Source organism: Terrimonas alba (genome assembly GCF_042434975.1).
Taxonomy (GTDB): domain Bacteria; phylum Bacteroidota; class Bacteroidia; order Chitinophagales; family Chitinophagaceae; genus Terrimonas_B; species Terrimonas_B alba.
The window spans coordinates 412,815-435,991 of sequence record NZ_JBHMQM010000005.1 but is presented as its reverse complement, the minus strand read 5'-3'; the positions used below and the strand labels follow the sequence as shown (position 1 = coordinate 435,991).

At 42.0% G+C, this 23,177-nt stretch carries 21 protein-coding genes; 6 read left to right on the top strand and 15 right to left on the bottom strand.

What is annotated here, in order from left to right; all coding sequences use genetic code 11:
- The first annotated feature begins 4 nt into the window (after window positions 1-4).
- The 4 genes from ACFEL9_RS16860 to ACFEL9_RS16845 all read left to right on the top strand — a co-directional run bounded on the left by ACFEL9_RS16860 (window position 5) and on the right by ACFEL9_RS16845 (window position 4,555).
- On the top strand, window positions 5-1,480 hold the full coding sequence (locus ACFEL9_RS16860) for a RagB/SusD family nutrient uptake outer membrane protein (protein WP_385892479.1): 1,476 nt from the start codon (window positions 5-7) through the stop codon (window positions 1,478-1,480).
- Window positions 1,481-1,490: 10 nt separating this feature from the next.
- Complete coding sequence (locus ACFEL9_RS16855) at window positions 1,491-2,405, top strand: zinc-binding metallopeptidase (RefSeq protein WP_385892476.1); 915 nt, start codon at window positions 1,491-1,493, stop codon at window positions 2,403-2,405.
- 73 nt (window positions 2,406-2,478) lie between these two features.
- Entirely contained in the window at window positions 2,479-3,801 is a 1,323-nt protein-coding gene (locus ACFEL9_RS16850) for a DUF4302 domain-containing protein (RefSeq protein WP_385892473.1), read from the top strand.
- A 145-nt stretch (window positions 3,802-3,946) separates the two neighbouring features.
- The gene (locus ACFEL9_RS16845; protein WP_385892470.1) at window positions 3,947-4,555 is read left to right on the top strand and encodes a hypothetical protein; all 609 of its coding nucleotides are present in this window, start codon (window positions 3,947-3,949) and stop codon (window positions 4,553-4,555) included.
- Between the two features lie 93 nt (window positions 4,556-4,648).
- Here the strand turns inward: ACFEL9_RS16845 and ACFEL9_RS16840 are convergent, their stop codons facing one another.
- From ACFEL9_RS16840 to alaS, 4 genes are all read right to left on the bottom strand, one after another.
- Entirely contained in the window at window positions 4,649-5,830 is a 1,182-nt protein-coding gene (locus tag ACFEL9_RS16840; protein WP_385892467.1) for a redoxin domain-containing protein, read from the bottom strand.
- 38 nt (window positions 5,831-5,868) lie between these two features.
- Window positions 5,869-7,317, bottom strand: a complete 1,449-nt coding sequence (gene gatB / locus ACFEL9_RS16835) for an Asp-tRNA(Asn)/Glu-tRNA(Gln) amidotransferase subunit GatB (protein ID WP_385892464.1) — start codon at window positions 7,315-7,317, stop codon at window positions 5,869-5,871.
- A gap of 106 nt (window positions 7,318-7,423) precedes the next feature.
- Window positions 7,424-8,425 (bottom strand): PDZ domain-containing protein, encoded by a 1,002-nt coding sequence (locus tag ACFEL9_RS16830; RefSeq protein WP_385892461.1) that lies wholly within the window; start codon window positions 8,423-8,425, stop codon window positions 7,424-7,426.
- 401 nt (window positions 8,426-8,826) lie between these two features.
- Window positions 8,827-11,481 (bottom strand): alanine--tRNA ligase, encoded by a 2,655-nt coding sequence (alaS, locus tag ACFEL9_RS16825; protein ID WP_385892458.1) that lies wholly within the window; start codon window positions 11,479-11,481, stop codon window positions 8,827-8,829.
- A 233-nt stretch (window positions 11,482-11,714) separates the two neighbouring features.
- On the opposite strand from alaS, the gene ACFEL9_RS16820 reads away from it, so the two are divergent.
- Complete coding sequence (locus tag ACFEL9_RS16820; protein WP_385892455.1) at window positions 11,715-12,686, top strand: M23 family metallopeptidase; 972 nt, start codon at window positions 11,715-11,717, stop codon at window positions 12,684-12,686.
- Between the two features lie 12 nt (window positions 12,687-12,698).
- Here the strand turns inward: ACFEL9_RS16820 and ACFEL9_RS16815 are convergent, their stop codons facing one another.
- The 4 genes from ACFEL9_RS16815 to ACFEL9_RS16800 form a co-directional block, all read right to left on the bottom strand.
- The gene (locus ACFEL9_RS16815; RefSeq protein ID WP_385892453.1) at window positions 12,699-14,513 is read right to left on the bottom strand and encodes a bifunctional metallophosphatase/5'-nucleotidase; all 1,815 of its coding nucleotides are present in this window, start codon (window positions 14,511-14,513) and stop codon (window positions 12,699-12,701) included.
- Between the two features lie 45 nt (window positions 14,514-14,558).
- Complete coding sequence (locus ACFEL9_RS16810; protein WP_385892450.1) at window positions 14,559-15,557, bottom strand: c-type cytochrome; 999 nt, start codon at window positions 15,555-15,557, stop codon at window positions 14,559-14,561.
- Window positions 15,558-15,674: 117 nt separating this feature from the next.
- Window positions 15,675-16,208 carry a DUF6691 family protein gene (locus ACFEL9_RS16805; RefSeq protein ID WP_385892447.1) on the bottom strand — a complete coding sequence of 178 codons (534 nt, stop codon included), beginning with the start codon at window positions 16,206-16,208 and terminating at the stop codon, window positions 15,675-15,677.
- Between the two features lie 34 nt (window positions 16,209-16,242).
- Window positions 16,243-16,806: a YeeE/YedE family protein gene (locus ACFEL9_RS16800; RefSeq protein ID WP_385892445.1), complete on the bottom strand. Its 564-nt coding sequence runs from the start codon at window positions 16,804-16,806 to the stop codon at window positions 16,243-16,245.
- A 451-nt stretch (window positions 16,807-17,257) separates the two neighbouring features.
- On the opposite strand from ACFEL9_RS16800, the gene ACFEL9_RS16795 reads away from it, so the two are divergent.
- Window positions 17,258-17,950, top strand: a complete 693-nt coding sequence (locus tag ACFEL9_RS16795) for a thioredoxin domain-containing protein (RefSeq protein WP_385892442.1) — start codon at window positions 17,258-17,260, stop codon at window positions 17,948-17,950.
- A gap of 37 nt (window positions 17,951-17,987) precedes the next feature.
- Here the strand turns inward: ACFEL9_RS16795 and ACFEL9_RS16790 are convergent, their stop codons facing one another.
- The 7 genes from ACFEL9_RS16790 to ACFEL9_RS16760 all read right to left on the bottom strand — a co-directional run bounded on the left by ACFEL9_RS16790 (window position 17,988) and on the right by ACFEL9_RS16760 (window position 23,125).
- Window positions 17,988-18,512 carry a TlpA family protein disulfide reductase gene (locus tag ACFEL9_RS16790; RefSeq protein ID WP_385892440.1) on the bottom strand — a complete coding sequence of 175 codons (525 nt, stop codon included), beginning with the start codon at window positions 18,510-18,512 and terminating at the stop codon, window positions 17,988-17,990.
- Between the two features lie 73 nt (window positions 18,513-18,585).
- Window positions 18,586-20,007 (bottom strand): OprD family outer membrane porin, encoded by a 1,422-nt coding sequence (locus ACFEL9_RS16785; protein WP_385892437.1) that lies wholly within the window; start codon window positions 20,005-20,007, stop codon window positions 18,586-18,588.
- A gap of 41 nt (window positions 20,008-20,048) precedes the next feature.
- Window positions 20,049-20,480, bottom strand: a complete 432-nt coding sequence (locus ACFEL9_RS16780) for a DsrE family protein (RefSeq protein ID WP_385892435.1) — start codon at window positions 20,478-20,480, stop codon at window positions 20,049-20,051.
- 64 nt (window positions 20,481-20,544) lie between these two features.
- Window positions 20,545-20,754, bottom strand: a complete 210-nt coding sequence (locus ACFEL9_RS16775; RefSeq protein ID WP_385892432.1) for a DUF6132 family protein — start codon at window positions 20,752-20,754, stop codon at window positions 20,545-20,547.
- 19 nt (window positions 20,755-20,773) lie between these two features.
- On the bottom strand, window positions 20,774-20,983 hold the full coding sequence (locus ACFEL9_RS16770) for a hypothetical protein (RefSeq protein ID WP_385892429.1): 210 nt from the start codon (window positions 20,981-20,983) through the stop codon (window positions 20,774-20,776).
- A complete protein-coding gene (locus tag ACFEL9_RS16765) occupies window positions 20,984-21,301 on the bottom strand; it encodes a rhodanese-like domain-containing protein (RefSeq protein ID WP_385892426.1) in 318 nt (105 codons plus the stop codon). It lies immediately after the preceding gene.
- A gap of 417 nt (window positions 21,302-21,718) precedes the next feature.
- The gene (locus tag ACFEL9_RS16760) at window positions 21,719-23,125 is read right to left on the bottom strand and encodes a rhodanese-like domain-containing protein (RefSeq protein ID WP_385892423.1); all 1,407 of its coding nucleotides are present in this window, start codon (window positions 23,123-23,125) and stop codon (window positions 21,719-21,721) included.
- Window positions 23,126-23,177: the final 52 nt, after the last annotated feature.

Genomic DNA, 23,177 nt, shown 5'->3' with positions numbered 1-23,177 from the left:
GACGATGAAAATATCTTACCTATATATTTCCCTTTGTTTGTTGGTTACAACAGGAATGGGATGCAAAAAATACCTGGAAAAAGAACCGGACAACAGGGCCCTGGTCAATACACCCGAAAAGGTTTCGCAGTTATTAGGAACTGCTTATCCGCAAGCTAACTACCAGGCTTTTGCCGAAACCATGTCAGACAATGTAGCCGACATCGGAAATGGCGGAAGTGATAATGTGATTCATGATCCGTTTTACTTCATTGACACCAAAGAAAATCAACAGGATTCACCGGAGTTTTATTGGTATGCCTGTTATTCCGCTATAGCAGCTGCCAACCAGGCTCTCAAAGTCATTGGTGAAGCCAGTAATCCTAATGATTATGTTGCTCAAAAAGGTGAAGCACTGGTTGCAAGGGCTTATGCTCACTTTATGTTGGTTAACTTTTTTTCAAAGTTTTATGATGAGGCGACTGCCGGATCTTCGCCGGGCATTCCATATGTAACCGAACCGGAAGATGTTTTTGTAAAACAATATGACAGGAAAACGGTGAAAGAGGTTTATGACATGATCGAAAAGGACTTACTGGCCGGTATTCCCCTGATACAGGATAAGATATATAAGGTACCAAAATATCATTTCAATAAAGCAGCAGCTTATGCTTTTGCGTGCCGGTTTTATTTGTTTAAAAAAGATTATCAAAAAGTAGTTGAGTACGCCAATCTTGCTATTCCCGGTAACAATTTTGCTTCTCACCTCAGAGGCTGGAATAGTTCTTATAAAAACATCACCGATGTAACCGAATTGTTCAAAATATATGCAAAGGCTACTGAAAATGCCAACCTGTTATTGGTAGAAACATCCTCCCTATGGTCACGTTATTATTATACCACCCGGTATGGAGTCGATGCCGATAAACAAGCCAGGATATTTCCTCGCCCCGATCCACTAACCGGAGGCAATTTTGCATTTGCATTATACTCCTTCGGAACCGATCATAAGCTTGTACCCAAAATCAATGAATACTTTGTAAAAGTATCTGTCAACGCGGAGATCGGTATTCCTTACGTGATGGTGCCGCTGTTCACTGTAGAGGAAGTGCTCTTTAACCGGGCGGAAGCTTATACTTATCTCGGCAATACCAATGCAGCTATAGCTGATTTAAATACATATGCCAGCACAAGAATCAATAACTACTCCTCAACGACACATAATATTACAGCTACAAAAATCAATGCAGTATTTGGCACATCGGATGTGCGGGTGGGCCTGATTGGCGCCATACTTTATTACAAAAGAGCTGAATTTATACATGAAGGAATGCGATGGTTTGATATACTCCGTTACAAATTACCCGTTGTTCATGCCACTTCGCCCGATCCTTCAGGAAATGTTACAATAATAGCCGAGCTATCTTCCGACGATCCAAGAAAAGTTTTACAAATACCACAATCAACATCCCTTTCGGGTTTAGAACCTAATCCACGATAAAAGATAGAATATGAAATCAACAAGAATAATAATAGCGACACTAACCTTTGTACTAGCGGTATCTTCCTGCAAAAAGGAAGATGACCTGGGCAGTGTTGATAATATACCGGGGCTTGGCGGTGATACATGGACACCCGGACCCATTGATAAATGGATATACGACACACTGACTGTTCCTTATAATATTGCTGTTAAATACAAATGGGACCAGTCTGAACTTTCACTTAACAAAACATTAGTTCCCCCCAAGGAAGAAAAAGTTACGCCGCTACTAAGTGCCATCAGCAGGGGATGGATACAACCTTATGTTGATGAGGCAGGCATTTCTTTTTTCAAAAATATTAGCCCAAAGTTTTTTATTCTCGTTGGCAGTCCTTCTTTCAATAGCGACGGTTCCATTACGTTGGGTACAGCTGAAGGTGGCAGGAAGGTAGTGCTGTATAATGTTAATAATTTTCGTACCAAGGGCATGCCGGGTTATATATTAAGTGATACTGATAATGTAAAAGAAGCTTTTCATACAATACATCACGAATTTGGACATATACTAGATCAGAACATTGTCGTACCGGTTGAGTTTAGCCAGTCCAGCGCAAGCTCTTATACATCCGACTGGACAAACGTTAACCCGCAGGACGCATTGAACGAGGGTTTTATTTCTCAATATGCCATTTCACACAAAAACGAAGATTGGGCCGAAATGGTTTCGTTGATGCTGGTTAATGGACGTGCATGGTTTGATAATCTTGTCAACAGCATTAACTATGCGGGCACCACTCCAAATGGAACGACGGCTGCAGTGGCTAAAGCAAGACTCAGGCAAAAAGAATCTGTGGTGGTAAGTTATTTTAAACAGGCATGGAATATTGAATTTTACAACTTGCAATTAAGAAGCAGGTACGCCATCAACTCGTTATTATATTGATTACAAAAAACAATATTGACTCAGTAAAACCTGAACAAAAAATACCGGTGACCGAAGCAATAAAAATTATTACATGAAAAAATTATTGATAATTAGTTTAATCATTACAGCGCTTATCTCATCCTGTAAAAAAGATGATGATCCGGTGTTTGAGAAATCAGCGGATGAGCGATTGAAGGAAAAACTGGATGCTTACCAGTCGCAGCTTTCGGGTGCGCAAAACGGCTGGAAGGGATTGTTAAAAACCAGTGGTGGCAACGGGTCTGCCTATAGTTTTTATTTTAAGTTCAATAACGACAACCGGGTATCGATGCTTTCAGACTTTGATGAGACGTCGGCAACGACCCTTAAAGAAAGTAGTTACCGCCTCAAAGCATTACAACAACCCAGCCTGCTTTTCGACACTTACTCTTACCTGCATTTGTTGGCCGACCCGGACAGTGATGTAAATGGCGGCGTTCCCGGTGGGGGGCTATTTTCCGATTTTGAATTTTATTTTGACTCAACCAGTACCGACAGTATAAAACTTGTCGGAAGATATAATGGCAGCCGGTTAACACTGGTAAAAGCTACTCCCCAGGAAGAACAGGCATACACCAACGCACAGTTGGCCGCCGGTTTGAACATCAATAAAATTTTGACTTATTTTAAAAGACTGACAATCGGTTCGCAACTCTACGATATAAAAATTGATCCTGTTACCCGCCAGTTTGTTTTCAGCTGGCTGGACGGCAGCGGGAATCTTCAGACCTATACAACAGGTTATTATTTTACTGCCGGAGGCATCGTTTTTACAAACCCGCTTGTAAATGGCTCACAAACCATTTCCGGCTTTGATAATTTAAACTGGAATGCTTCTACACAAACACTCAATCTAACTACCAATGCCACTGCCGCAACTATTACCGGTATTGTAGTTCCGCTAAAAGTAGATACAGGAGCACCAAGAAGATGGTGGAATTATGCAGTCAACAATGGAAACACCTATTGGATAACAGCAAAAGGATTTCATGTAAATGGAGTAGACGATGGTTTTGGAGTTCAGTCATTGACAAGCAGTGCCGGCCGGTATTTTTACTGGATCTATTGGCCGGGTGTTACAAGCAGCAATGATTTTTTTGGACCCGTTTTTTTGAATGCAGCCGGCACCGCTGTTGACATTGATTACGGGACGGCACCCAAACCCAATTTTACATCAGATGGAAGGGCGATATTCATCCTGGTGGGTGACTATGGCCCGCCTAATTTTTCAACTTACCCTACCACAGGACCCGCCGCACAGACCAGGAATTTGCTGTACAATGCAAGTGGTTTTTATTTTGTACAAACAAGCAATACCACTTACGATATGGTAAGTGCTGCAGACGGTAAATCCTGGATCACCTGGGAATTTTAATCAGCTAATTACTTAGAAACAACAGAAATACTTTGTTGGTTAGCCCTGTTTTTCTAAAAAGTTTGCATAAATTGATGGTAGATGTATTATCCGTCTTACTCCCCCTCATAACATCTAAATTTATTAATAATCAAAAACAAAGCTTATGAAACTGAAGATCTTTGCAATTCCTTACTGCTTGGTAATAGCAGCGCTGTTAATATTTTCTTCCTGTAAAAAAGGCGATACTGGCCCGGCAGGTCCCGCTGGTCCCGCTGGAGCACAAGGACCTGCCGGAGCTGCAGGACTTCCCGGAGCTCAGGGTCCGGCGGGTACAGCCAATGTAATCTATTCGGCTTGGACAGATGTAGCTTATGATGCTATAACTGATACAAATGGCACTGTGATTGATACTGTTGCATGGATTGCCGGAATTAACGCACCAAAGCTGGTCGATTCGATTTTACAAAGAGGGGAGGTAAAAGTGTACTTAAATGCTGGTACAGCTGCAAGTCCGGCTGTGTTCCCATTACCGATGTTTGACATATTTGCTTTACTCGGAGTATTTAATATCAATTTATATTTCACAGAGGGTGCCATCAATCTTTATTCTGATGAAGATGCTTCCACATTTACAGATAGTGGAGAAAAAGTATTTCAATATAGATATATACTCATACCCGGCGGAACTGCTGGACGAACAGCCCCGGGGGGTAAAACAATTGACTGGAATAATTACAAAGAAGTGCAGGCATATCTTGGCTTAAAAGATTAAATAGCCTCTTCAAAATAATATTTACGTCGCACCAATAATAAAGCCGGTCCCACTGACCGGCTTTATCGTTATTATTCCAATAATAATTTTGTTCTAGTGTAGCACTTCACCTAATTTATTTTCCAGCATCTGACCTCTTAATGCTTGTCCAATCACTTTACCCTGGGGATCTATTAATACATTAAATGGAATACCATCAAATCCATACAATGAGACAACCGGGCTATTCCAATACTGGAGGTCGCTGATATTGGTCCAGGTTAGTTTATCATCATTGATTGCCTTTAACCATTTGTCCTTTTGACCCGGTCTATCAAGTGATACGCCGAGGACAGTAAAATTTTTATCTTTGAATTGCTGGTACGCTTTTACCAGATTTGGATTCTCCTGGCGGCAAGGCCCGCACCAGCTTGCCCAAAAATCAACCAGCACATATTTACCACGGAAGGAACTCAGTTTTACTTCTTTTCCGTTTACATCAGGCATAGCAAAATCAGGGGCCTCTTTACCCACCCAGTTGGCCAGCATTTCTTTCTGTGCTTGCTGGTCCAAAGTGGCTTTGATGGCGGCTACCGCCTGGTGCGTGGGATATTTTTTTGCCGCTTCATTCACAATTGTTGTCACCTGCTCATTACTTAACGGCTCCAGTCCAAAACCAGCTCCATTTGCTGTTGACTGGTAGTAACCCAGCTCAAACATGATGAGGGCCGGATTATTTGCTTTAGCCAATGCCTCTTCAGAATAACTTTTAATTTTCGCAGCCAGCGATTTTTGTTCGGCCATCAACGGAAACAGTAAACTGTCGCCGGCACCACTTCTCTGCAAACTATCGGCCTGCCGGGCTATGCCAAAAATCTTTTGTAAGTCATTATTAAAAGCATACATAAAATCTTTCATCTGCTGGCTTGCCGGTGAACCTTCTACTTCATACTTTTCAGCAAACTCGCTGTTGTCTTTGCTCAGTTGAATAGTTAATTTGACTTTCTCTACATCATTGATCACCGAAGCAACAGGATATTTATTTTGATCGAGACGAAGATTGTAAACAACAGACTCACCAGCATCGGTTGTCAAAGAAAATTTTCCGTCTTTACCCAATGCCGCCGAATCGGCCAGCGTTGGCTGCATAGTAGCTGCGGGAATTTTTTCCAGGTAAATCATTTTTGCGTTGCTGTTGGAAACAGTTCCGCTGACTGAAAATTTCTTCTCTTTTGATGCCCCACCACACGAAACCAATATAATCGTTGCTAATCCAGCAACAAGAAAACTGCGCATATTTGATGATTTAAAATGACAACACCTGGTGCTGTATGTTATAGTTTAAGTTTCTCCAACAATATCTCATTGGTAGCTTTTGGATCGGCTTTTCCTTTTGACCGTTTCATTACTTCGCCTACGAATAAGGATAACAGGCCCTTCTTACCTTTTTTATATTCCTTTACTTTCTCAGCATGTTTCTCCAGGACCTCATTGATAATTGGCTCAAGACTACCCGCATCGGATTCCTGGATTAGATTTTGGCTGATCGCCAGTTGTTCGGGATCCTGTGAGGGCTCTTTTAACAGCAGGGAAAACAATTTGCCTGATGCAATAGAAAAGCTAAGTTTTCCCTTGTCAATCAGCGCTATCAATTTTGCTATTTGACCCGGGCTCAGTGGAAATTCCCCCACTTCTTTATTATTTTCATTCAACCATGATTTCACCGGTCCCAGCATCCAGTTGGATGCCGCCTTATGATTAGCTGTTTGTTCAGAAACCTTTTCAAAATAATCAGCGATCTCTTTTTCATCACTAAGGACATAAGCGTCATATTCCGGAAGTTTCCAGTCGGAGACATATTTTTTTACCCTCTCCTCCTGCAACGCCGGAATTGATCGGCGGATCGATTCAATAAAATCTTCCTCTAAATTGAAAGGAGTAAGATCAGGGTCAGGAAAATAGCGATAATCATCAGCATCTTCCTTGTCGCGAATAGCGAATGTAGTTCCGTTATTAGCATCAAAACTTCTCGTTTGCTGCAAAATCGTTTCGCCTTTTTCCAGCATACCCATCAACCGCTTTGCTTCAAAGTCAATGGCACGTTTAACATTCCGGATGCTATTGAGATTTTTTACTTCCACTTTTGTCCCCAGTTTGGAATCGCCCTTGCGACGTACTGACACGTTTGCATCACAGCGAAAACTTCCTTCTTCCATATTGCCATCGCAAACTTCCAGATATCTCACAAGCTTTCGTAATTCAGTCAGGTAACTATAAGCTTCATCGCTGCTTCGTATATCCGGTTCGCTTACAATTTCGATTAGTGGCGTGCCGGCCCGGTTGTAGTCGATACAAGTATTGTTTTCATCCACATCGTGCAGGCTCTTACCTGCATCTTCTTCCATATGAATCCGGTTGAGCCGGATCCTTTTCTCTTCGCCATTTACTTTTATCTTAACAAAGCCATTTTTACAAATAGGAGTCGTGTGTTGTGAAACCTGGTAGCCTTTGGGAAGATCGGGGTAGAAATAGTTTTTTCGGGCAAAATAATTTTGCCGCTCGATCTCACAATGACAGGCGAGGCCCATTTTAATTGCAAATTCAATGGCCTTTTTGTTCATTTTAGGCAGGGTGCCGGGATGAGCCAATGTTATCGGGCTTACCTGTGTATTGGGTTCGGAGCCATAGGCAATACTGTCGCCACAAAACAGCTTGCTTTGGGTAAGTAATTGAGCATGTACCTCCAGCCCAACTACAATCTCATATATATCCTGGTTGGTCATTTTTTTTAAAAGTCAGCAAAAATAACCCATTTTGGCGGGCTGAACTGTTATAAAAAAAGCAAACCCCGTCTTTTGAACGGGGTGCTGATGCTCGATGTATATATAATTAAAGATCTGCTGTTTTCAGCTTACGGGGAATTTTTACTTCCACGTTTTCTGTCCTGCCTTTTCTTAGCAATTTCACTTTTACTGAAACTTTGTCCTTATTTTCTTTCATCAATTTTGCAATTTCATCTGCACTATTTACGGCTTTACCATCTACTTCGGTAATGATATCATCTTCTTTAATACCAGCTTTTGCCGCATTGCCTTCTTCATCCACTTCTATTACATTTACACCTTTTCCATCTTCTGTATCCTGCACCGAAATGCCCAGTTTAGGACCGCCACCGGACCAGCTCCAATTCATACGAGGTGTAGCTCCACGGGGCAGCGTTTGTACATGGGGGGCAAAATCGCCCAAATCCATTTTAAAACCTTCCATGCCGGGGACAGTGGTAAAAACATTGACGCCTTTCCATTTGGTCAACTCGGCAGTAACAGTTTGTTCTTTTTTATCTCGCAGAAAAGTAACTACTACCTTATCACCGGGTTTACGGGCTTTAATAGCTTTCGAAAGATCATCAGGGCTTTCGATTTTTGAATCTCCTATTTTTATAATTACGTCTCCCTTTTTCAAACCTGCCTTTTCAGCCGCACTGCCCTCGGTGACATTCTCCACTTGTGCACCCTTGTCTGCCTGTTCGGTGGACACGCCCAACATGGCCTTATTTTCATCCATATTGAACATTTTAAAATGGTCACCATTAAAGTTACTGTTGAAATTGTCATTGCCTCCAAACGCCCACACATCTTTTATTTTGTGGCGCTTAACTGAAATATCACCATCCTTGTCATCGCCCTTAAGCTCTTTACCATTCACAATTACTTTATCACCAATTACTTCAACCACCACTTTATCCTCTTTTTTACCTTTGCGGGTAATGATGATCTGTTCTGCTTCTTTTTTTTCTTTGTCCTCTTTTTCTTTTTGGGCCAGCAACGAACCTGGCGCCATAAAGCCGGCGGCCAATATCGTCAAGGAAATCGTTTTAATAAGCTGTTTCATTTGTTATTGTTTTATTTATCTACGTTAATTTTCGTAGATCAAATATAAATACATTTCTCTAAATACGAAGCGTTTCGGAAATGTTAAATAGCTTTTATCAGCGAAAGGAAAATTTCAGGGATAAATGGGTGGAGATCTAACAATTGGCTACAAAAAGATCAGGCATAGTCTGCCATTGCCGTAATTTTACTAAGTAATTTCCGTCGTCTAAATATGCGGGATTTCGCAAATAAAATAGCATTTTTGACATCGCCACCAAAACGAACTGTGATACTCTATGTTAAAGATTTTAGCTATTAGCTGTATAGTCTTGTGTGTCATAATCATCATCTACGTTGTTATCATCTACATGGAGTCACGCAACTATAAAAATCCAAAAAAAAGAAAAAACCCTTACTGATCTACAAGAGCTCCCTGACCGCCTCAATCACCTGTTTCAAATTTCCCGCATCCTGTCCGCCTGCTGTCGCCAAGGTTTTCTGACCACCACCGCCACCTTTGATCAACGGCGCCACTTTTTCTTTGATGATTTTTCCGGCATCCAAATTTTTTGCCGAGGCTACTGTTTCTGACATGCCAATCGCTACAAATGGTTTGCCGCCGATATTGGCGCCTAAAACAGCCAGGTAGTTATTGAGATTGTTCTTCAGATCGAAGCATATCTTTTTCAATGCATCTGCATTATCTACTTCAATAATATCGCCAATAAAAGAAACTTCATTGATGATCTCATCCTTTTGCAACAATTCATTGCGGATAGCCACCAGCTGCCTGGCCTCTAATCTTTCAATCTTTTTTTCCAGTGTCGACTTATCCTCTATCAATTTCTCAATAGATTTCAGCGGGTCCTTTGTTTTTAAAAGCTCATTTACCTGTTTATACTGACTTATTCTTTCATTGACATACTGAATAGCACCGGCTCCTGTCAATGCTTCAATCCGCCGAACACCGGCAGCAACGGCGGCTTCGGAAACAATCGTAAACAAACCAATCATACCGGTATGACCGACATGGGTGCCGCCACATAGTTCAATTGAATATCCCGGATCGATTATTACCACACGAACCGTTTCACCATATTTTTCACCAAACAATGCCATAGCTCCCAGCTTCAAGGCTTCATCTTTCGGCAACTCTTTTATGATCACAGGAATATTGGCCCTTATCTTTTCATTCACCATCATTTCAACCTGTTTCAATTCTTCGTCCGTCACTTTGGAAAAATGTGAAAAGTCGAAACGCAATACATCCGGCGAAACCAATGATCCCTTTTGTGTAACATGGGTTCCCAATACCTGCCGTAAGGCTGCATGCAATAAATGGGTGGCGGTATGATTATAAGTAATGTTTTGGCGGTTTACCGGATTTACTGAAGCGGTCACCGTTGAAAAAATATTCTTTGGGAGCTTATCCGTGAATTGGAGGATAAGATCATTTTCTTTCCTGGTGTCTGTTACTAAAATTTCTTCCTCCTCGAAGGCTAAAACGCCTTTGTCGCCAATCTGGCCGCCACTTTCGGCATAGAAAGGGGTAGTTTCCAATACCAATTGATATTGCTCCTTTCCTTTGCTCTTCACTTTCCGGTATTTCACAACCTGTGTTTCTACCTGCAGATCATTATAACCGACAAAACTTGTTTTATCGGCTTTATGTACCTCAACCCAATCTTCAGTATCGACAAGTGTGGCGGCACGGGAACGTTCTTTTTGCTGTTTCATTTCCGATTCGAAGCCAGCCTCATCAATTGACAATTTATTTTCAGAAGCAATTAATCTTGTGAGGTCTATCGGGAAACCGAATGTGTCAAATAATTCAAACGCATTTTTCCCATCAATTGTTCCTGATTTGTTTGCCGAAATGATCTCATCAATTTTTTTCAGCCCCTTTTCCAATGTTCTCAAAAATGCTTCCTCTTCTTCCCGAATCACTTTGGTTACAAACTCAGCCTGGTTGTACAATTCCGGAAATACATATTTGAATTGTAATGCCAGTTCTACTACCAGTTGATTTAACAAAGGCTGCTTAAAATCCAAATAGGAATAATAATAACGCACTGCCCGCCTCAGTATCCGCCTGATCACATAACCGGCGCCGGTATTGGATGGCAATTGCCCGTCAGCGATAGTAAAACTGATAGCCCGGATATGATCGGCTATCACTCTAAAAGCGATCGCCTGCTTGACCCCCTCCAAACCTTCCCCCATAGGGGAGGCTTCATATTTTTTACCGACGATCTTTTCAGTAGCTGCGATGGTACCGGTGAAAACATCGGTGTCGTAATTGCTTTGTTTTCCCTGCAATACCCTTACCAGCCTTTCAAATCCCATCCCGGTATCCACGTGTTTGGCAGGCAATGGTTCAAGACTCCCATCTTTTTTCCGGTTAAACTGGATGAATACATTGTTCCAGATTTCGATCACCTGCGGATGATCATTGTTCACCAATGTTTTTCCATCCGCCTGTTTTCTTTCGTCAGCTGTTCTGCAGTCAACATGTATTTCCGTGCAGGGACCACAGGGACCGGTGTCACCCATTTCCCAAAAGTTATCTTTTTTATTGCCCAGCAAAATCCTGTCTTCAGCAATATATTTTTTCCATTCATTGTAGGCTTCTTCATCTTTTGGCAGGCCCTCTTTTTCATCGCCTTCGAATATGGTCACATACAGGCGGTCCTTCTCCAGTTTATACACCTCTGTCAGGAGTTCCCAGCTCCAGGCAATCGCTTCCTTTTTGAAATAGCCGCCTGCCGGACGGGCAGGATCACCAAAACTCCAGTTGCCCAGCATCTCAAACATGGTGTGATGGTAGGTATCCACTCCCACTTCTTCCAGGTCGTTATGCTTTCCGCTGACACGTAAACATTTTTGCGTATCGGCCACCCTTGGGTAAGAAGATTTTTTGTTACCCAGGAAGTAGTCTTTGAACTGGTTCATCCCGGCATTGGTAAACATCAGTGTCGGGTCATTTTTGATAACAATGGGAGCCGAAGGCACGATCTCGTGCCCCTTAGATTGAAAAAAATCAAGAAACTGTTTCCGTATTTCGCTTGAAGTCATTTTTTAAAAATTTTGGCCAAATGAGATTGATTTTTAGCAATTTTCGTCCGTTTGGCTGCCAGAATTGGGTTGATTTTTGCTATTGAACCGCCTATATTTGTTAATATTGATTTTTTACTAAATAAGCCGGCCGCCATTTCCGCCACAGCGGACTTGACGGCCGGTGGACAAAGGTAAAAGATTCGGACATTATGTAAGTACGCTTTGAAAACCAGTATAACGGCTGGTTGACTATGAAAAAAATCAAATATTACTATAACACCAATACACTGCGTTATGAAAAGCTGGAAGTACCTCTGCGGGTAAAGCTGCTCCGTATTTTCGGGTTTATAGCTGCAGCTCTCGTTACAGCTGCTTTAATCTCCTATTTCGCCTTTCAGTTTGTCGGCTCTCCCAATGAAAAATTGCTGCGGATGCAAAATGAACGCCTCAGCGAACGTTATGCCCGGCTAAGGGATAAGGTCAACTCACTTGATAAGCAAATGGCCGAACTCGAAAAAAGAGATAACCATGTATACCGCGCTATTTTTGAAGCCAATCCCATACCGGATAGTGCCAGGGCAAAAGAACTGGAAGCAGAAAAAGAGATCGCTACGGTAGAGGGAATGCCCAATAACCAGTTGTATTCCTCTATCGCCAATTCTTTGAATTTACTGACCAGCCGTATCGCGGCGCAGACCAAATCCTATCTTCAAATTGATGGCTTGATAAAAAACAAAGAGCAGCTTTTGTCGCATACACCTGCCATTCAGCCGGTAAGTAATAAAGACCTTAACCGAATTGCTTCAGGCTTTGGGTATCGGATCGATCCCGTCTACAAAACGGTAAAAATGCATGCCGGTCTCGATTTTGCGGCGCCAACCGGAACGCCCATTTATGCAACAGCCAACGGAACGGTGACTACTTCTGGAAATAAAGGCAATGGCTATGGCAATCATGTAATCATCAATCACGGTTACGGCTACGAAACCCTTTATGGCCATATGGTGAAAGTAAAACCAAAGGCCGGGCAACGGGTAACCCGCGGCGAAATAATAGGCTGGGTTGGCAGTACGGGAAAATCAACGGGGCCGCACTGCCATTACGAAGTGCATAAAAACGGAAATAAAATAGACCCGGTTTACTTTTTCTATAATGACCTGTCACCCGACCAATTCGACCGGTTGTTGAAACAAGCTGCCGCTTCTAACCAAAGTTTTGACTAATTATCCATTTATTTAAGTAAACTCATACCCAAAACCCACTAATTGGGTAAGCAATGAATTAGGTGCGTCCGTGGCGCTGCATCTTCCTTCGAGCCGTGGTGCAATGGGTGAATTTTTTGCCAGGTATTCTTCGATGACACTATGAAGGGTAGCATTTAGTTTTCTCGGTTCTTTCACACCTTGGGCACGGCAAATCGTCGTATCCGGATCGCCTTCTCTTTCACAGGCGATAAAAGTGTACTCTTTATTTAAGTCAACCGGCTTGCCGCCGACCTTTATCCAGTTTACCCTTTTTCCAAACTCATTGGCAATCGTAAAATTTACTTCCATGCCCTTGAAACGAACTACCCAGCCGCCAAAGCGCTGAGCAGGATCTTTGGCAAACGCATTCTGTAATTCAGTCTCCATCCAGTTCCATAATTGCCTGCCATTGATCATACCCCGTTTGGCTTCGCTGTCCACCGGCAGCATACTCCACAAATAATCTATCGTAATATCAGCCATGCCTGTTTGCGTATCAGGAACCAGGGGTGGGCAAAAACGGAAGCCGTTGCTGAGGGCAATATCCGGTTTAAACTTCCACATAATGGCATCAGTGATAAAATTATCCATCGGCGTTTCAATCACATAATATCGGACCAACGGTGTTTTGGTTTTGCCGATCACCCGGTTCAATTCCTTTTCGTAAGGCTTTCTTGCCTCTTCTACCAACCGTTTCATTTCCTCATCTTCTTTATATTTCGACGGATCCACGTCCAGCAGTTGATAATTATGATCCTTCACAATACCACTTTCTATTACTATGTCCAGTTTGGAAATAAATGAACCAAAAGCTCCCGGCTCAGTGACTTTTGCATGTTCACCCTGTATCGGTTGTCTTACCCGTTCATGGGTATCGGCACCCAATATGTAGTCCACTCCTTTTATTTGCGACATATTTGATAAACCTATTTGCTGCGCCAGGCCCATATGCGTTAACAAAAATATCATATCGCACTGTTCATATTCTTTTAAAACCTTTATGTATTTAGCAACGTTCGATTCGGGAAAAGTGAATTTGATGCCATCGCTGTAGGCGGGAGACTGGCGTTTGGGTGTAAGCGGGTCGTTGTAACCGATAAAACCAATTTTTATTCCGGCAATATGTTTTACAAAATACGGCGGGAAAATAAGATCCCCGTTTAATTCATCGTTTGTATCATGAAACATGTTGGCACATACTTTTACGGCATTATAGGCAAACATATCCCGCATCATCATTTCTTTTCCATACACCACTTCCCAATTGCCCGGGAGCATAATGTCGTAGTTGATGTTGTTCATCAGGGGTACAATCGCCTTGCCTTCACTTAACGCTGCCACACCACCACCCTGGAAGCAATCGCCGCCATCCAGCACCAATGTATTGGCAGGATTCTGACCACGCAATGTGTTGATCATTGTTTTTAACGTTGCAAAGCCGCCTCTCTTTTTATATACCGGTTTACCATTTTCAATAAAAAACTCATCGTGCACGGTCAACTGGGCATGTATATCCGCCGTATGAAGCAAACTGAGCATTGTCGCCTTACCCTTTTGCACAGCTTTGTTCTGCAGCATATTTTTTTCTTTATAAGCTGCATCATCGTTGATCAATGCCGCAGCAGCAAGCGGAGAAGATACAAGCCCTCCACCTATACCTAATCCCAGGCCCAGGCTTCCCGCCTTTTTAAGAAAATCGCGGCGACTATTGTCATGCAATTGAAGATGCAATTCCTTTTCAACTTTTGAAATATGCGTTTGATGACAGGACTGACAGGTACAGCGGGGTAAGTGTTTCATTGACATAATAATCGTTTTTGTCAGCAGCATTAGCTCTGCAATGCCGGCTATCTATTTGTTTTCATTCATTTTTTTCCTGGTCTCGACAATAGGTTTGAAGGGACCATATTTATGCTGTTGTTCAGTAAATCCATCACTATAAGGTCCAAAAGGATGATCGATGGGTTTTTTAGAAATATCCGGCCAATCCTTGCTCAGATCTTTGAAGGGACGTGGCTGCGAGTTTACATAAGCAGCGACATCCCATGCTTCTTCATCCGTTAATTGCGGCTCTGCATGTGAGGCTTGCTTGAAAGGCATGTTATCCCTAACATAACCTGCAAAACGGGAAAGCCTGAATAAACCAGCACCATTGTTATAGCTATTTGCACCCCATAGTGGGGGATAAGTATATCCAAAGCCGTTCGCATTCGCCACCCCTTCGCCATTGGCTCCATGACAAGTTTGACATTTGGCGGTATACACTAACTTGCCATTTGCCGGACTTGCAGCCCGATCCATATAGGACAGTTCGGTGATACCGGAGCCCGTCGGTTTCACGCCTTTTTTCACATCCTGTCCCACCCATTTAATGTAGGCGACTATCGCTTTCATTTCTTTGCTGTTGGTATCGAGAGCCTGGCCATTCAGGCTTCGTTCGAAGCAGTCATTCACCCGTTTCGGAATAGTTTCAATCGTACCGCTTCTATCACGAAACTTAGGGTAAGTAGAAAAGACTGCTCCATAATTATTGCCCCAGGTTTGCCGGCCGGCTTGCAGGTGGCAATTTTGGCAATTCATGCCATTGGTAATTTGCAATACTGTTCCATGCGGACCAAAATATCTTGCAGTGTTAGCTACAATATCTTCTCCATAAATCACCTGTTGTCTTACTTCGCCCTCCAATGTATTGTCGAGGTAAAGACTTGGAGCAACCCATTGATTAGGCGAAAGCTCCGCAGCAACCGGCTTTTCTTTACCTGATCCATCTATTACTTCTTTCGTCATCACAAATACGACCCCAAAGAGTAATAAGATGAGTGGCCAATTTTCTTTAAAGTTGATTTTCATACAACACAGCATTTATATCATTCGTTTCACCATTTTATAAATTTGGCGCAATGCCATCAATCCCGTTGTGATAACAGTCACAGATCAAAAAAATTCATCTTCACTCTTCTTACAGTTTTAATGCGGCAGCCTTTCCCTGAAATATCCGTATGTCCATGTACCCGCTATAGCACTTAATACAACGATGCTTACTATTAAAGCTCCTGTTCCTATTTGCGCAAACAATGGCCCGGGGCAAGCTCCTGTCAGTGCCCAACCTAAACCAAACAATAAACCGCCATATACTTGTCCCTTGTTAAACTTCTTGGGATGAAAGGTGATCTTTTCACCATAGATTGTTTTGATGTTAAGTCTCTTAATCAGGAAGACCGCTACAATTCCTACAACGACTGCAACACCAATTACACCATACATATGAAAACTTTGTAAGCGAAACATTTCCTGTATGCGAAACCATGAAATGACTTCTGCTTTTACAAAGACAATTCCGAAAATGAGTCCGACGACCATGTATTTGAAATTATACCACCAGGGATGTTTTCTCCTGGATTCGTTCACGCACATCGTATCCAGCGAACGGAGATCAAGGTCCTGGTTGGCCTGGTTGTCGCCACCGGCCTGAATCGTTTTTATTTCTTTTATTGCTTCCATTTTCTTAATCCTTTTTTATGTAATAAGGTAGCTTTTATAAACTCAGTATAAGTGGTGATATGAAATTTGCCATAATGAAACCGCCCACCATGAACATAATCGTAGCAACCAGGGAGGGCCATTGCAGATCACTCAACCCCATGATGGCATGACCCGATGTACAACCACCTGCATATCGTGCACCAAAGCCCACCAGAAAACCACCGCCAATAAGCATAATCACTCCCCTTGCACTTAGCAGGCTCTCCAAACTGAAAAGCTGTTTTGGCATCAGGTCGCTGGTATCGGTAATGCCATAACCGGCAAGTTCCGTAGCCAGTTTAGGGTTTATTTCTACCGGGTTGGGATTGGCCAATAGCTGTGTTGCAATAATGGCTCCGGCGAAGATGCCTGCAACAAAAAAGAAATTCCATACTTCTTTTTTCCAGTCGTATTTGAAAAATTGGATATTGGCCGGAAAACATGCAGCACAGGCATGACGCAAGTTAGCTGAAATACCGAAGTGTTTATTGCCAAGTATTAAAAGCGCCGGTACGATCAGGCCGATAATGCCTCCGGCTATATACCAGGGCCACGGTTGTTTTAATGTCTCTAACATAATTGCTGATATTTTAATGATGAGCAAAAATGCCGTTGAATAATACCGCTATCAGTGATTTACATCACTTATAAGAACGTCTTGATTGAATTGGCAAAATTTTAAGTCGTGTAATTGCTTTCAATATATAAATACTTCTTGCTGCCATGGAATGATTGTGATTTAACTCACACAGCTGAAGCAAGACAATTTTTTATTTTTATCAAAGTCTTTATAAAACAATAGCCTGAATTTATCAAAAGTTGTTGTTAACGAAGCGTCTCTGATTCGACAAAAACCCTTTAAAAAAAATATAGATAAAGTATAACAGTTATCAGTCATCATCTTCAATGTGCTGGCCCGGTTTTGATTAATTTTGAAACGATTTTTATTTTAAAATAACAAGCCCGGTTGTTTCTGTACCCTGTCTGCGTTGATAGCACCAGGTACATGCCCGGGGAAAAATAACACCATGAATAAGACCAGGTTTCTTTCCGCTATCGCCTCTATTGGTTTGTTTATTTCTTGTAATACTGCCGCCCAAAAACAAAATCTTTCAGCAGACGAATTTGAAAAAGCCATTGCTCAACCTGGAATCCAGTTATTGGACGTAAGAACTTTTGCGGAGTATCAATCAGGTCATTTGGCCAATGCGTTTCTTGCCGACTGGACAAACCGGGCTGAATTTGAAAACAGGATCAAATCATTGGATAAAAACAAAACAATATATGCCTATTGCCTTAGCGGAGCAAGGAGCAGTGATGCAGCTGAATGGTTGAGAAAAAATGGTTTTACTGCATATAACCTGTCAGGAGGTATTTCATCCTGGAGGAAAAATAACAAACCAATAGTGCAAGCAACGCAAGCCAACCAAATCACCCCGGAAGAGTATCTTGCTCAAATTCCTGCTGATAAAACGGTGTTGGTTGATTTCGGTGCTGAATGGTGTCCGCCCTGTAAAAAAATGGAACCAGTTTTAGACTTATTACAAGCAAAACATGGTCCAACCTTTCAACTTATTAAAATTAACGGTGGTGAACAAACCAAACTGTGTAAAGCTTTAGGCATTGATGGCTTCCCTACTTTTATTATCTATAAGAATGGAAAAGCAACCTGGCAAAAACAAGGACTGGTTGATATAAAAGAATTTGAAGCGCAGCTATAATCAAAAGGCCATGAAACAACTTCATGGCCTTTTGATCTTATTTAGAAAGCAATTTGATGTAGGCTTCCGTATCATAGTTTTCACCACCATTAATTCGATGCGTCATCTTTCCTTTCTCATCAAAAATAAATGTAGTGGGAATGCTCTGCACATTGAAAAGTGCAGGAAGGTTTTCGCCGGGGAAATAAACAGGCACAGACAGCCTGGCCTTTTGAGCAAACCTTACTCCGTTTTCCGGATTTTGATCAAGAGAAAGCAGCACAAATGCTGCTTTTGATTTATCAACTTTACCATACAGTTTTTCTATCGAAGGCATTTCGGCCCGACAGGGTCCGCACCAGCTTGCCCAGATGTTGACAAACACTTTTTTCCCCTTCAGATCAGCAAGATTTACGGGGTTACCCTGCAGGTCAAACATTTTAAAAGAAGGAATTGCGCCAACCGGTTTTTCCCCGGTTTCCATATTGTTGTCTACCGCTGGTTTCACCTCTTCCGCATTGCTCGTAAGACCGCAGTATACTAACGGAACAATGAGCAAAAACAAGAACACTTTTTTTAACATAAGTTTTTTTTATTGCGTTTTAGCGTAACGGATTCGATCATTTCATTTTGCATACAAGTATAGAAAACCTTTTCTAAAAATGATAGTTAAATATCAAATTCCACAAGTTCATGTTTACCTTGTTAATGATATGTCGCGGATCATCCGGCAGGTTGCCGGCTCTTCCTTTATGCACAAACAAAAGCTGGGATTCCAGGCCTTTTAATAAACCGTTGAATTGATACCTCAGGTCGATATTTAATTGGGTATAAGACGGCATGCCGTATTTATTTAATCGGAAATTTTCCGGTGCTGGCAAATCGTAATATCCAAATCCTGCTTGTGCTTTTACCCTCGCCTTAGATAAGGTATAGCCCAGCCTGGCCATATAGGCATGTACATCTCCGAAACCTTCATTTCTTTCCCGAGGCAAAAAAGTGTAAAAGGGTTCGCGACCCCATTCTCTTGGCAACAGGTATCGGCCATCTTTTGTGATCCGGTTATAATTCAACGATGCATCCCAAAAACTATTTTCCCAACCGATCCTGGCACCAAAAGTTCTGGCTTTATTGTCTTTTGGAAAATAAGTTTTAACAGGGTCTTCATTTCCTCCATTTTTTACCGCGTCCTGCCGGATAAACTGAATACTTGCTACCAGCTTACCGCCATTATACAGATCATGCTGTAAATCTGCCTGCAGCATAGCAGTGTTGAAAACATTTTCTGTGAAAAGCTCCCATGCTTTTATGGTTAAACCTCTTAAAGCCTGGTGGGTTATTCCCACCATGGCTACTCCCTTACTTTCAATACTACCTGCATAGCCTGATTTGGTACCATCCGGGTTTATACCTGCTGGATAAATACCTACCGACCTGCCGATGCCATACCATTTAACGGTGCTACGGGGAGACATCTCATATAAAAATCCTGCTTCAATTTGGGTTTGACCCTGCTTATTGATCTCTGCCCATATGCCTCCTACTTCGGTGGGTCGCATCCGGCCATCCTGCAGATTGATAAATGGCGTATTGAGCAATTGTTTACCGAAAACAATTTGGGAGTTCTTCCTGCTATATTTTAAATACAATTCTTCCAACCTGTCGATATCCGTTTTATTCTTTGGATCTTCTATATCAAACAGACCAATTTCATAACGATTAAGCTGGTTTGTTTTGACATCGGGCTTTGCCAAATTGGAAGAGGCCATATTAAAAACAAAGAAACCGCTTAAGCCCAACTGGAATCCTTTATAAGATGCTGTTTCATATTTTATGCCACCGCCGGTTGCATTAGCATAGTAGTCCGTCAGTCCCTTTGAATTATCAGTGGCCATGAAAAAATTACGCAAATGTCCATGAATGCTCCCTTTCTTAAAGGCATAAAGCAGCGAGGTACTGTCCTCTAAGTGCCCGACTGAGCTGGGTTTGTTTTCAGTATTTGGCAAATACTCCGTTTGTGCGTTTACTGTAGAAGCAATAAAAACAAAACAGGCACTCAATAAAAAACTTAGCTTCATTTTGTCCAACATTATTTTCATCACATGCCATCAAATGCTTATTAAAACCCGGCTTTTATATAGCTCCACCCCTGTTCCTGCTTCATCACAATTTCACCGATGCCCATAGGAACCACGCCTGCCCCAGGGATGATAGAAGATGGTTGAATATTCTTTTCCCGCATGGTATTTTGACAACCGACAAATACGACCCCCATTTTGGTGAAGGCAGCAATTTTCTCCCGTTGTGTTGTTTTTTCTTTCATCAGCAACTCAATTCCGGGTCCATGGGCTACAACCTCAATTAAAACACTATCACTCCAACCGGCTTTGACATTTTTTAGGTTGTTCATCAGTCCCTTCCAGGCAAGCGTGTCGTTGCTGCTTAATTGCATTACAATGCGATGTTTTACTATTTGGGAAGTTGCTGTTTGCGCTATAACTGATACATTGATGACAATAAAAGAGAATAATGCAATTAAACTTTTTTGCATGCGAACTGAATTTGAATGATTATGAATAGTTATTAAAGAGGTGTTTCCTGCTTTTCTGGAAATATCATGATGCAGAATTTGTTTTTCTTTGAAACATGCTGAAGAGTAAAGCCCCTATCACGGCAAAGTAAATACTGCTGTTAAGAGGCTTGGAAGTGATCGCACAAGCACCGGAGGTGCAACCAATAAATTTCCAATAAAAAAAACCGGCTGCTGCACCAGTGATGGCGCCGGTTAAAGGCAACCAGGCTCGTTTGAATAATTTGGATATCATCTTTAATTTTTTGTCTTTACTAATTATCCAATTTTTTACGACTCTGCGGAATGTTGCATCCCGTCGTGCCACAACACCCTACATTAAATACTCCGCTTAGTATAAATAATCCGCCAGCTACGCCTAATATAACGTCAGCCCTGTCTACCGCAAAATAAATGCTGATGACGCCCACCAGCATTCGCAGCACCCGCATGAAATTCCATCCCCTCGTTAACAGTTCTTTCATTTATTTTTTGATTTTATTATTGAGTAAATTCCAGGCTCCTCCGTTGTAACATTCAACACCGGCGGCCTGCAAGATGTCCCTTGCTGCACCGCTCCGGTTACCACTGCGGCAACAGGTAATGACAGGCTTATTTTTTATTTTCAGCTCATTCAGCTTGTTGTTAAGTTGATCAAGTGGAATATTAATTGCTCCGTTGATGTGCCCACTTTTAAACTCTGATGTGGTTCTTACATCCACAACCAAAGCGCCGTCTCTTACCAGCTCATCAAAATCAGTAGCTGGTTTTTGATTGAATATTTTTTTTAGAATGTTTAACATGCCTGTTTTTTTTAAAAGATATTTCAATTCGTCAATACCGCCTCCATTATAACTATTTTCAACGCCATGTTGACGAAGAAACATAACTGCCTGATCGTTGCGATTTCCGCTACGACAGTAAAATATTATCGGACCCTTTTTGACCTGTCAATTTCGTTTAAGCGAACCGGAAGCTGATCTAATGCAATATTGGACGCCCCTCTATGTGATCCATTTTAAATTCTATTTTTGTTTTTTTAGTAAGGGAAGGCCACCACAGCCTTCCCCCATAACCAACTATCGAACCATGAACACCTACCTTTTTATAAAAATGAGACACTGTACCATTAACCTATCCACGCCGTTCATCTTTACGTTGCAAATTTCAATATCATTTTTTCGGCCATCTATGACATAAGTCACAAAGCAGCCTCCCAACTATTTACCACTTACTACTGGATTACCTGCTTTTAACCAATCATTAATTCCTCCCGAGTAGTTTAATACATTGTTATAGCCGTTCTCTGCCAAGAGCGAGTAACCGATGGCGGCCCTGTCTCCACCCTGGCAATGGATCACCACTTTTTTATCCTTACTAATCTTGTCAAGATTGTTAAGAATAGTCCCGATAAAAACATTTTGGGCACTCTTTATATGACTGCGACTGTATTCAGCTTCACCCCGCAGATCTATTAGCTGTATGCCATTATTTTCATATAGCGGCTTGAATTCTTCCAGGGATATCACCTTTGATTTTTTCAATGGCCCGCCATTTACTTCCCATTCTCCTGTAGAAGGTATGTAACCATAAACATTATCAAGTCCAATACGCATCAACTTCCTGGTCAGATCGTCCAGTTGTGACTCATCGGCCAGCAGAATAAACGGTTCTTCGTAGCCGATAAACCAGCCGGCCCATGTAGCAAATGAATTATTGCCTTGTATATTAATACTTGCTGGTATGTAACCCCCCTCAAACTCTTTTTTATTCCGGGTATCTATCAGTTTGATATCTTTTGCTAATGCCGCTTTCAGCTCCTCATTAGTCAACTTCTTCAGTTGAGGGACTGAAATTAGCAACGGACGCCTGGTCTTATTCAACTTCTTCATCATCGCAAAATACTTTGGAGGCTCAGGCTGATCGGTTAACAAGTATTGCGTAAACCCTTTTTCGTCTTCGGCAAAATTGAAAGCCCAGTTCCTCGCTTTTTCATAGCCTACAGTTGTGCCTGGCACTGCTCCTAATGCTTTGCCGCAAGCAGAACCGGCGCCATGGCCTGGCCAAACCTGGACAAAATCAGGAAGTGCATTAAACTTTTGCAAGGATTTAAACATCTGGCTGGCACCTGCATCCTGCGTACCTTTCATGCCGGCAGCTTTTTCGAGGAGATCAGGTCTTCCAATGTCACCCACGAATACAAAATCACCGGTAAACAACATCACCGGTTGCTCACTTGCAGGTGTATCTGTTAATAAAAAACTGATGCTTTCAGGTGTATGACCCGGAGTATGTAATACCTGCAATTTCAGGTTACCGACCATGATCGTGTCACCGTCTTTTAAACCTTTATGCGGAAACTCATATTGCCAATCAGGACCACCTTCATCAGACAGGTACATTTCAGCACCTGTCAATGCGGCTAACTCCCGGGAGCCCGCCAGGAAATCAGCATGAATATGTGTCTCAAGAATATGAGTAATCTTCATGTTGTTTTCTTTAGCTATCTGCAGGTATGTATCTACGTCACGTTTGGCATCAATGACGGCAGCCACACCTGCTTTCTGGCAACCGATAAAATAACTTGCCTGTGCAAGACTCTTGTCGTAAATGTGTTGAAAAAACATAAGTGCTTATTTTTTTTGTTTATTATTTTATTTGTCAATTGATTTTTAAAAA

Coding starts and splice junctions, on each gene's coding strand:
- ACFEL9_RS16860 (WP_385892479.1), top strand. CDS start 5: ATGAAAATATCTTACCTATATATTTCCCTTTGTTTGTTGGTTACAACA.
- ACFEL9_RS16855 (WP_385892476.1), top strand. CDS start 1,491: ATGAAATCAACAAGAATAATAATAGCGACACTAACCTTTGTACTAGCG.
- ACFEL9_RS16850 (WP_385892473.1), top strand. CDS start 2,479: ATGAAAAAATTATTGATAATTAGTTTAATCATTACAGCGCTTATCTCA.
- ACFEL9_RS16845 (WP_385892470.1), top strand. CDS start 3,947: ATGAAACTGAAGATCTTTGCAATTCCTTACTGCTTGGTAATAGCAGCG.
- ACFEL9_RS16840 (WP_385892467.1), bottom strand. CDS start 5,830: ATGCGCAGTTTTCTTGTTGCTGGATTAGCAACGATTATATTGGTTTCG.
- gatB (WP_385892464.1), bottom strand. CDS start 7,317: ATGACCAACCAGGATATATATGAGATTGTAGTTGGGCTGGAGGTACAT.
- ACFEL9_RS16830 (WP_385892461.1), bottom strand. CDS start 8,425: ATGAAACAGCTTATTAAAACGATTTCCTTGACGATATTGGCCGCCGGC.
- alaS (WP_385892458.1), bottom strand. CDS start 11,481: ATGACTTCAAGCGAAATACGGAAACAGTTTCTTGATTTTTTTCAATCT.
- ACFEL9_RS16820 (WP_385892455.1), top strand. CDS start 11,715: ATGAAAAAAATCAAATATTACTATAACACCAATACACTGCGTTATGAA.
- ACFEL9_RS16815 (WP_385892453.1), bottom strand. CDS start 14,513: ATGTCAATGAAACACTTACCCCGCTGTACCTGTCAGTCCTGTCATCAA.
- ACFEL9_RS16810 (WP_385892450.1), bottom strand. CDS start 15,557: ATGAAAATCAACTTTAAAGAAAATTGGCCACTCATCTTATTACTCTTT.
- ACFEL9_RS16805 (WP_385892447.1), bottom strand. CDS start 16,208: ATGGAAGCAATAAAAGAAATAAAAACGATTCAGGCCGGTGGCGACAAC.
- ACFEL9_RS16800 (WP_385892445.1), bottom strand. CDS start 16,806: ATGTTAGAGACATTAAAACAACCGTGGCCCTGGTATATAGCCGGAGGC.
- ACFEL9_RS16795 (WP_385892442.1), top strand. CDS start 17,258: ATGAATAAGACCAGGTTTCTTTCCGCTATCGCCTCTATTGGTTTGTTT.
- ACFEL9_RS16790 (WP_385892440.1), bottom strand. CDS start 18,512: ATGTTAAAAAAAGTGTTCTTGTTTTTGCTCATTGTTCCGTTAGTATAC.
- ACFEL9_RS16785 (WP_385892437.1), bottom strand. CDS start 20,007: ATGAAGCTAAGTTTTTTATTGAGTGCCTGTTTTGTTTTTATTGCTTCT.
- ACFEL9_RS16780 (WP_385892435.1), bottom strand. CDS start 20,480: ATGCAAAAAAGTTTAATTGCATTATTCTCTTTTATTGTCATCAATGTA.
- ACFEL9_RS16775 (WP_385892432.1), bottom strand. CDS start 20,754: ATGATATCCAAATTATTCAAACGAGCCTGGTTGCCTTTAACCGGCGCC.
- ACFEL9_RS16770 (WP_385892429.1), bottom strand. CDS start 20,983: ATGAAAGAACTGTTAACGAGGGGATGGAATTTCATGCGGGTGCTGCGA.
- ACFEL9_RS16765 (WP_385892426.1), bottom strand. CDS start 21,301: ATGTTAAACATTCTAAAAAAAATATTCAATCAAAAACCAGCTACTGAT.
- ACFEL9_RS16760 (WP_385892423.1), bottom strand. CDS start 23,125: ATGTTTTTTCAACACATTTACGACAAGAGTCTTGCACAGGCAAGTTAT.